Genomic DNA, 8,138 nt, shown 5'->3' on the forward strand with positions numbered 1-8,138 from the left:
CCACCCCGTCGCACCCAGCGACACATAAAGGCTGTTCGCCACAACATTCAGGAACGCGTCGTTCTGCAAAACGGAACGGTAGTTCTCCAAACTGAACGCCTGTGGCCATATCGGCGGCAGTTGCGCCACCGTGCCGGGAGGCTTCACCGAGGTGACCCAAAGCCAGATAAAAGGCCCCAGGCTCCACGCGAACAACACGAACAGGAAAAGAAAATGGTTCATCCGCCTCATACCGTCTGCCTCCGGTCTTTTAGGACGGCGGCAACAAGCCAGGTGAGGGCAATCATCATCCCCACTTGCACCAGCGCCACGGATGAACCGTACCCGAACTGCAACGCCTGAAAATAGGTGCGGTAAGCATAAATGGAAAGCGTTTCCGTGCTGTTGGCCGGGCCGCCGCCCGTCATCACATAAATCACGTCAAACACCCGGAAAGCATCGAGGAAACGCAAGACCAGTGCGGTGAGGATCACCCGCCGCAGGGCCGGAAGCAAAATGCGCATGAGCAGACGGAGCGGCGGTGTGCGGTCCACCCGCGCCGCCATCAAAAGAGATTCCGGAACGCGTTGAAGTCCTGCGAATAAAAGAAGCGTCATGAACGGGGTCGTCTTCCAAACGTCTGCCAGAATGGCGGCATGAAGAGCAAGGTCCGGATTCGCCAGCCAGTACACCGGGGCCTTCACTGCACCCAGTGTCTGCAGGATGTGGTTGACAATTCCCGCTTCCGAGTGAAACATCCACTGCCACAACCGCGCGCTGACCACATTTGGAATCGCCCAAGGCAGAAGCAGGATCGTTTTCCACCACACCGATCCCGCCCCGAACCGCAGGTACAGCGCAAACACAAAACCAATGAAAAATTCCAGCATCACGGACACGCCGGTGAAGTACAACGTGTTTGTCACCGATTTCCAGAAACGAAAATCTCCGCCGAACAGGTACTGATAATTGTCCAGCCCCACCCAGCGGTCGATCCCGAACAATGTCACCCTGGTTTTGAATCCGAGGATCACGATTTCGAAAAGCGGCCACGCCACTAAAAGTCCCGGAAGAATCAACAATGGCCCCAGAAACAGCAGGCGGTCTTTAAGTTCCTGTTTCATCGTCCAGCACCCGCGTCAAACGTTGAAGGTCCGCGTCTATCAACCGTATTGCCTCGTCCATGGAATACACCTCCCCCAGCCCACCGTTCAGATAGGCCTGCAGGGATTGCGACAGGGGCATGTACAGCGGCATGGTCGGACGCGGCACGGCCTGCTCCATAGCCTCGAACAGAACGTTTACAGGCGGCGCATCGAGAGGCGGGGCACCCTCCAAAACCGATTTGCGAGCCGGGGTCAATCCCAACTTGAGCCACAACTCGTGCTGAACATCAGGTCGTGTCAGAAACGCGATCCAAGCCTGTGCTGCTTCCGGTACCGGCGTGTCGCGATGCATTCCGAGCAAAAACCCGCCCAGCGTTCCATGTCCCGCCTCACCCCGTTCCACAGCTGGCAGGGGCGACATCCACACCCTGCCTGCAACCGGCGAATCCGGCTGTTGCAACAGCCGCCACGCATACGGCCAGTTGCGCATGAACACCGCTCGTCCGTTCTGGAAAACGTGGCGGCTCGACTCTTCCGCCATCGCCAAAACAGACCGCGGTGAGACTCCGTCGGTCAAAAGCCTTCGCATGAACCGCAGACGCGGTTCGATCAGGGCACGGTTCAATCGCTTTCCATTCCCAGGTAGCAGCCACGACTCGTCCCGCGGCAGAAACTCCATGAAGTTGCAGACCAGCCCCTCATATTGACGGCCCTGCCAGACAAATCCGTGAAGCCGGTCGTCCCCTTCCGCCTGCTTGATGGTTTGAACCATCGTCACCAACTCACCCCATGTAGCGGGTGGCTTGCTGAATCCATGCTTCTGCAACAGGTCTTTTCTCGAGTACATCACGCCGCTATCGACGAACAGAGGCACACCATATCGGGTTTCGCGGAACGTTCCTGCCTGCACGCTGGGGGCAAAGAAATCGTTCCACTCTTCCTCTGGCAAAATTTCATTGAGCGAAGAGAGCAATCCGGCGCGTGCGAATTCCGCCATCCAGATCACATCCAGCGCCAGCACATCGATACGGCCGGATCCACGGGTTTTCAAATGTGTCATGTAAAACTGGTGCTGGTCGTCGGTGCCGGTGGGAAGTTGATGCACCTGGACCCGGTAGCCGGGGTGAAGCTGATGGAACCGTTTGATCAGTGGGTCAAAGGTCGCGTTGAAACCGGGAAGGGAGAACTGGTAATAGTGAACCGTGTTGGGAGATTCCGGCGGCGTTCCGGAAAACAGACAGCCCGGAACCGCGAACAACAGGACCAGGGACACAATCCGCAGTATGACCATATATCTCCTGTGGAATGTGGAAAGGGGATGGTTACAGGGTACCACGGAATTTTTTATTTTGCAGTGAACCGGGCTGAGCCCGTATCCAACCGGGTTTGTCCGATGGAAAAACGTAGATCCGGAATCCCCTTTGTCGCGAATTCGGATTTCCCCACTTTGCAGAAAATCGGGCTGGGCCCGGGATAAGAAACGGAGGACACCCGGAAGATTCGAAAAGGGGTCAGGCGATTTTGCGGCTGGCGGCACGGTCCTTGGGCAGGCGGATTTTGAATCGCGTGCCCTCGCCCATCTTGCTTTCCACTTCGATGGTGCCGTTGTGCATCTCGACAATGTGCTTGCAGATACTGAGACCCAGCCCACTGCCGCCTTCGGAACGCGACCGGGCCTTGTCCACGCGGTAGAACCGGTCGAAAATCCACGGCAGATCTGTTTCCGGGATACCGATGCCGTTGTCCTGAATGCTGAGGAACGCGTAGTCTCCCAGATCCTGCAAAGTGATTTTAATGAGGCCCTTCTCCGGTGTGTACTTGACCGCATTGTGCAGGAGCGTCCACACCATCTGCTTCAGGCGATGTCCGTCACCAATGACCTCCGCCGACTCCAGGTAGGCGATCTTGATTTCGATCTGTTTTTCTTCCGCGAGAATTTCAACATTCTTGCACACATCCTCAATAACAGTGACGAGGTTGACGCGTTCCGTTTCCATGGGCAGTTGACCTTCGTCCGCCCGCGCGAGGATAAACAGGTCGTCAAGGATGTGCGACATGTAGTTGATCTCTTCCAGGTTGCTGGACAGCACCTCCTGGTACTCCGACGGCTTGCGCAGCTTGCTGAGCCCGAGCTCACTCTGCCCTTTCATCACCGTGAGCGGCGTACGCAGCTCGTGCGAGGCATCGCTGCTGAACTGGCGAATTTTGGCAAACGACCGTTCGAGGCGGTCCATCATGTCGTTGAACGTGAGAGCGAGGTTGCCGATTTCATCCTGAACCTCCGGTACCGGAATGCGCCGGCTGAGATCGCCGCCGCTGGCAATGTCGCGTGCGGTGTGCGTGATCTTCGCCACCGGTTCCAGCGACCGCCGCGCCAGGAACCGGCCTACCAGCGCGCTCAACAGCAAGACTGTCGGCACCCCGGTGAACAGGAAGATGCGCAGGTTGCGCATGGTTTCCTTGACACCTTCAAGCGACGTTCCTACTTGGATGAGGTTGACCAGTGTGCCGTCGCGGAGTACCGGCATGGTGATGACGCGGATAGGGTGGCCGTCGGCGACGGTGAAGGTCTCGTACGTCATCTCACCTTTCAACGCCCGTCCGTAGGCGTCCTGGGACAACGGAAATTTGGAGGCATCGATATTTTTGGAACGCGACCCGACGTTGCCGGAGCCATCGTAGATACGGTAGAACTTGTTGAGGTTGCCGTATCCCAGGAACTGCTCGAAAAGAAACTCGAGGCCCGGAAGCGGCGTGCGGGAGTAATCCAGTTGTGCGGTCTTGCGCACCACGCTGGCCGACAGCTTGAGCGAGTTGTCGATGCTTTCGTAAAGGCGGTTGTTGAGGAAGTAATAGAGGATGATGCTGAACAGAATCAGGATGATTCCCAGCAGGGCGACGTACAGGGCGGTCAGTCTGGAACGAATGGAATTGAATACCATCTTCTATTCCCTCATCACATATCCGACGCCCCTCAAGGTGTGCAGTAATTTGTGATCGTATTGCTTGTCGATCTTCTTGCGCAGGTGGTTGACGTACACATCAATGACATTGGTGAACGTATCGAAATTGTAATCCCACACGTGCTCGGCGATCATGGTCCGCGTCAGCACCTTTCCCGCGTTGCGCATGAAGTATTCCAGCAGGCTGTACTCCTTGCCCGTGAGTTCGATCTCCTCGCCGCCGCGCTTCACCTTGTGGCTGACCAGGTCAAGAGTCAGGTCGCCGACCTGCAGGAGGGTCTTGGTCTCGCTTTGCCCCCGCCGCATCAGCGAGCGGATCCGCGCCAGCAGTTCCGAGAAGGCGAAGGGCTTGGTCAGGTAATCGTCGGCGCCCTGGTTGAGCCCGGTCACCTTGTCCTCAACGGAATCCTTGGCAGTCAGCAGGATGATCGGGGTATTGATGTTCTTTCCGCGCAGGTGCGCGAGCACATCAAGCCCTTTGATCTTCGGCAACATGAGGTCGAGGATGATCAGGTCGTAGTGGTTCATCTCCGCCAGGTTCTGGCCTTCCTCTCCGTCGGTGGCCACATCGACGGCGTAGGTCTCCTCTTCCAAACCTTTCTTGATGAATCCGGCGACCTTTTTCTCGTCCTCAACGATCAAGATACGCATACCCACTACTTCGAGTTGTCATCCCATTTTTTCTGGACTTTGTGGAGATCGATCTCCCCTTTCAGCATCTGGACGTGCTTTTCACAGTCCTTGATCATGGCCGCATACATGGCGCGACAGGTTTCGTCATTGGCGTCTTCCATCGCCTCTTTGCATATTTTAAGCGCCTCCTCCGTGGTGGTGAGGGCTTTCAGGATATTTTCGTTGAACTTGCTGGTCATGAATTTGCTTCAGAAGGTATTGATATTTTTATTGTATCACCGATTCAATCGGAGGCTATTGTAAACCTTGCAATTTTTGGTTTCAATTTTCTTTACCGCCATCATCCTGATTTTCCTCGGCAAACCGCTGCCCGAACATATAGTGGACGAGCAGGATGCCGAAGGCCACACCCATGTAAGGGATGCCCTCCACCAGATAAATCATGATGCGGCCCACCACGCCGTAGTCGCGGGCGAAGTTGCCCAGAATCAGGGTGCCGGACCTCTCCAGCGCCATGAATATCATCTGGATAATGAGCCCGCAGACGAATCCGATAAATCCGCCGAACAGGTAGTAAACGTATTTCAAACTGGCCATTCCGGTGCCTCCGGGTCCGTGGGAAGAATTGCGGTGTTTTGCAGCAGCGTGAAATGGTATATTTCAGGCTTCACCATTATATAGATGAAACATCCACATTTGTACGGGGAATCGGCCATGAGACTTGAGAACAAGACCGTCATCATCACCGGCGGCGGTACCGGCATTGGCCTCGCCTGCGCAGAGCGGTTTCAAAAGGAAGGTGCGCGCCTCGCGTTGTTCGGACGGCGAAAAGACCCGCTGGAAGCGGCGGCCCGGCGGCTGGGAGCCAACGTCCTGGCCGTTCCGGGAGACATCACCAAAGAAGAAGACGTGGACCGGTTGATCGAAATCACCCTCAAGCAGTTCGGCCAGATCGACGTGCTGGTCAACAACGCGGGAACGCTAGGGGGCGGTGCCCTGCACGAGACCCCCAACGACATGTGGGATCAGGTGCTGGACATCAACCTGCGCGGTCTGTTCCTCCTGACCCGCCGGGTGCTGGCCCACATGGTCGAGCGGAAATCCGGCTCTCTCGTGCACATCAGTTCCATCCTCGGCCTCGTTGCCGTGCCGCAAACTGGAGCGTACAACGTCTCCAAGGGCGCCCTCAACCAGCTTTCCCGTTCGATTGCGGTGGAATACGGTCCCATGAACATCCGTTCCAACGCCGTCTGCCCCGGCATGGTGGAGACGGACATGACCGAGGAACTGCGCGGCAACGCCGAATTGATGGAAGACTGGAAAGAGCATTACTATCCCCTGCGACGGTTCGCAAAGGCGGAAGAGATCGCCAACGCCTGCCTGTTTCTGGCCAGCGACGAGTCGTCATTCATCACCGGCACCCTGCTTCCTGTGGACGGCGGCTTCACCGCCATGTAGAGAAAGTTGACGGCTTTTTCCGCCATGTATTAGAATCCGTAGATTCAATCCATTGCCCGGCCTCCGGCCGCAATGCAACCCGGCCCACGGCCCCGGAAACACACGCCCCATGAAATACGAAACGGTCATCGGACTGGAAGTCCACGCCCAGTTGAAAACCCGGTCCAAGATTTTCTGTTCCTGCTCCACCGAATTCGGCAAAGAGCCCAACGAGAACACCTGCCCGGTCTGCCTCGGCATGCCCGGCGTGCTTCCGGTGCTCAACCGCAAGGTGGTGGAGTACGCCATGAAAGCCTGCCTCGCCACGCATTGCGAAATCCAGCCGGTGAACCAGTTCGCGCGCAAGAATTATTTTTACCCGGACCTGCCGAAGGGTTACCAGGTGTCGCAGTTCGACCTGCCCATTGGACTCCGCGGCCACCTGACCATCCAGACGCCGGACGGACCGAAACGCATCGGCCTCACACGCATCCACATGGAAGAAGACGCCGGGAAATCCATCCACGGCGAGAACCTGGGCGATCCGGACAAGAGCTATGTCGATTACAACCGCACCGGGGTGCCGTTGATCGAAATCGTGAGCGAGCCGGAACTGCGGAGCGCCGAGGACGCGCGCGAATACCTCGTGGCGCTCAAATCCGTTTTGCAGTACGCGGACGTGAGCGACTGCAACATGGAGGAAGGAAGTTTCCGATGCGACGCCAACGTATCGCTCCGCCCTGTAGGGCAACAGGAATTCGGCACCCGCGTCGAGCTCAAGAACATCAACTCCTTCAAATTCGTACAGAAGGCAATCGAATACGAGGTGGAGCGGCAGACCAAGATCCTTGATCAGGGCGATCAAGTAGTGCAGGAAACGCGGCTGTACGACGCCAACCGGGGCATTACTTTCTCCATGCGCTCCAAAGAAGAAGCGCACGACTACCGCTATTTTCCGGAACCGGACCTCGTTCCCGTCGCATGCGATGAGGATTGGATTGAATCGATTCGGCACGAACTGCCGGAAATGCCGGAGGAAAAACGGCGGCGCTTCGTTGAGCAGTACGGCCTTCCCGAATACGACGCCGGGGTGCTGACCACTTCCCGCGCGCTGGCCGATTACTTCGAAGCGTGCGTCGCGCTGTTCAACCAGCCGAAGCTGGTCAGCAACTGGATCATGGGGGAACTGCTGCGCCTGCTCAACCAGGATGACCGCGACATCGGCGACTGCCCGGTGACCCCGGAAAAACTGGCGACCATGCTGAAGTTGATTGACGCCGGGACCATCAGCGGCAAGATTGCTAAGGCGGTGTTCGAGGAAATGTACCGGACCGGCAAGGAGCCCGCCGCCATCATTGAAGAAAAGGGACTGACGCAGATTTCCGACGAGGGCGCGCTGGGGCAAATCGTGGACGACATCATCGCCAACAGCCCGGAGCAGGTTCAGCAGTTCAAGGACGGCCGGGACAAGGTGCTCGGTTATTTCATCGGACAGGCCATGAAGGCCAGCAAGGGGCAGGCCAATCCCGGCCTGCTCAACAAGTTATTCAAGGAGAAGCTGGGGCAGGCTTGAATCGCCGGGGTTTTGTTTCGCACAGAATTTTTATACTATGGAAAAAATGAAATCTATTCCCCATCGTCTTTTGCCTGTCCTCTCTGGACTCGTTTTGTCCTTGATTCTGGTGCTCGCAGGCACTTCTCCCGGCCAATCCTTAGACAGGCCGGTTGCAGCGTGGTCCACTGACAAGAGGTTCATTGACCACGGCGACGGTACCATCAGCGACACTCGGACGGGCCTCATGTGGGCTAAAGAGGATTCGTATCTCGATACGGGTCGCTGGATGAATTGGCGGGAAGGATTCTCCTACGTGAAGGACCTGAACGACACCACCTTTGCCGGTTACATTGACTGGCGGATGCCGACGCTGGAAGAATTGCGCACGCTGTATGAGCCTGATAAAACCAACAGTTCCCAGGTCGGAAGTGAGATGGTCATCCACGTCGACCCCATTTTTGCAAA

At 56.8% G+C, this 8,138-nt stretch carries 9 protein-coding genes and 1 pseudogene; 3 read left to right on the plus strand and 7 right to left on the minus strand.

Features of this window, described 5'->3' with window-relative positions:
• The 7 genes and pseudogenes from TX82_RS16400 to TX82_RS13165 all read right to left on the minus strand — a co-directional run.
• A pseudogene (locus TX82_RS16400) lies at positions 1-222 on the minus strand (carbohydrate ABC transporter permease); the annotation flags it as partial.
• A 5-nt stretch (positions 223-227) separates the two neighbouring features.
• Positions 228-1,103: a carbohydrate ABC transporter permease gene (locus TX82_RS13140; RefSeq protein WP_005011674.1), complete on the minus strand. Its 876-nt coding sequence runs from the start codon at positions 1,101-1,103 to the stop codon at positions 228-230.
• Positions 1,087-2,376, minus strand: coding sequence for an ABC transporter substrate-binding protein (locus TX82_RS13145; protein WP_005011676.1), 1,290 nt, complete (start codon positions 2,374-2,376; stop codon positions 1,087-1,089). Before TX82_RS13145 ends, TX82_RS13140 begins: the two co-directional genes overlap by 17 nt.
• Before the next feature lie 220 nt (positions 2,377-2,596).
• A complete protein-coding gene (locus TX82_RS13150) occupies positions 2,597-4,027 on the minus strand; it encodes a sensor histidine kinase (protein ID WP_005011678.1) in 1,431 nt (476 codons plus the stop codon).
• Between the two features lie 3 nt (positions 4,028-4,030).
• Complete coding sequence (locus TX82_RS13155; protein ID WP_005011681.1) at positions 4,031-4,699, minus strand: heavy metal response regulator transcription factor; 669 nt, start codon at positions 4,697-4,699, stop codon at positions 4,031-4,033.
• A 5-nt stretch (positions 4,700-4,704) separates the two neighbouring features.
• The gene (locus TX82_RS13160; RefSeq protein ID WP_005011682.1) at positions 4,705-4,920 is read right to left on the minus strand and encodes a ferritin family protein; all 216 of its coding nucleotides are present in this window, start codon (positions 4,918-4,920) and stop codon (positions 4,705-4,707) included.
• An 82-nt stretch (positions 4,921-5,002) separates the two neighbouring features.
• Positions 5,003-5,278 carry a hypothetical protein gene (locus TX82_RS13165; RefSeq protein ID WP_005011684.1) on the minus strand — a complete coding sequence of 92 codons (276 nt, stop codon included), beginning with the start codon at positions 5,276-5,278 and terminating at the stop codon, positions 5,003-5,005.
• Between the two features lie 117 nt (positions 5,279-5,395).
• On the opposite strand from TX82_RS13165, the gene TX82_RS13170 reads away from it, so the two are divergent.
• The 3 genes from TX82_RS13170 to TX82_RS16405 form a co-directional block, all read left to right on the plus strand.
• Entirely contained in the window at positions 5,396-6,139 is a 744-nt protein-coding gene (locus tag TX82_RS13170) for an SDR family NAD(P)-dependent oxidoreductase (RefSeq protein ID WP_005011686.1), read from the plus strand.
• Positions 6,140-6,248: 109 nt separating this feature from the next.
• Positions 6,249-7,691: an Asp-tRNA(Asn)/Glu-tRNA(Gln) amidotransferase subunit GatB gene (gatB, locus tag TX82_RS13175; RefSeq protein WP_005011687.1), complete on the plus strand. Its 1,443-nt coding sequence runs from the start codon at positions 6,249-6,251 to the stop codon at positions 7,689-7,691.
• Positions 7,692-7,917: 226 nt separating this feature from the next.
• Positions 7,918-8,138, plus strand: a 221-nt coding sequence (locus TX82_RS16405; protein ID WP_187291974.1) for an Lcl domain-containing protein, incomplete at its 3' end; no start/stop codon positions are given.

It is taken from the genome of Nitrospina gracilis 3/211, from assembly GCF_000341545.2.
GTDB lineage: Bacteria > Nitrospinota > Nitrospinia > Nitrospinales > Nitrospinaceae > Nitrospina > Nitrospina gracilis.

Bases quoted from the DNA above. Each gene is read 5' to 3' on its own strand.
- TX82_RS13160 (WP_005011682.1), bottom strand. From the start codon at position 4,920: ATGACCAGCAAGTTCAACGAAAATATCCTGAAAGCCCTCACCACCACG.
- TX82_RS13155 (WP_005011681.1), bottom strand. From the start codon at position 4,699: ATGCGTATCTTGATCGTTGAGGACGAGAAAAAGGTCGCCGGATTCATC.
- gatB (WP_005011687.1), top strand. From the start codon at position 6,249: ATGAAATACGAAACGGTCATCGGACTGGAAGTCCACGCCCAGTTGAAA.
- TX82_RS13145 (WP_005011676.1), bottom strand. From the start codon at position 2,376: ATGGTCATACTGCGGATTGTGTCCCTGGTCCTGTTGTTCGCGGTTCCG.
- TX82_RS13165 (WP_005011684.1), bottom strand. From the start codon at position 5,278: ATGGCCAGTTTGAAATACGTTTACTACCTGTTCGGCGGATTTATCGGA.
- TX82_RS13150 (WP_005011678.1), bottom strand. From the start codon at position 4,027: ATGGTATTCAATTCCATTCGTTCCAGACTGACCGCCCTGTACGTCGCC.
- TX82_RS13140 (WP_005011674.1), bottom strand. From the start codon at position 1,103: ATGAAACAGGAACTTAAAGACCGCCTGCTGTTTCTGGGGCCATTGTTG.
- TX82_RS13170 (WP_005011686.1), top strand. From the start codon at position 5,396: ATGAGACTTGAGAACAAGACCGTCATCATCACCGGCGGCGGTACCGGC.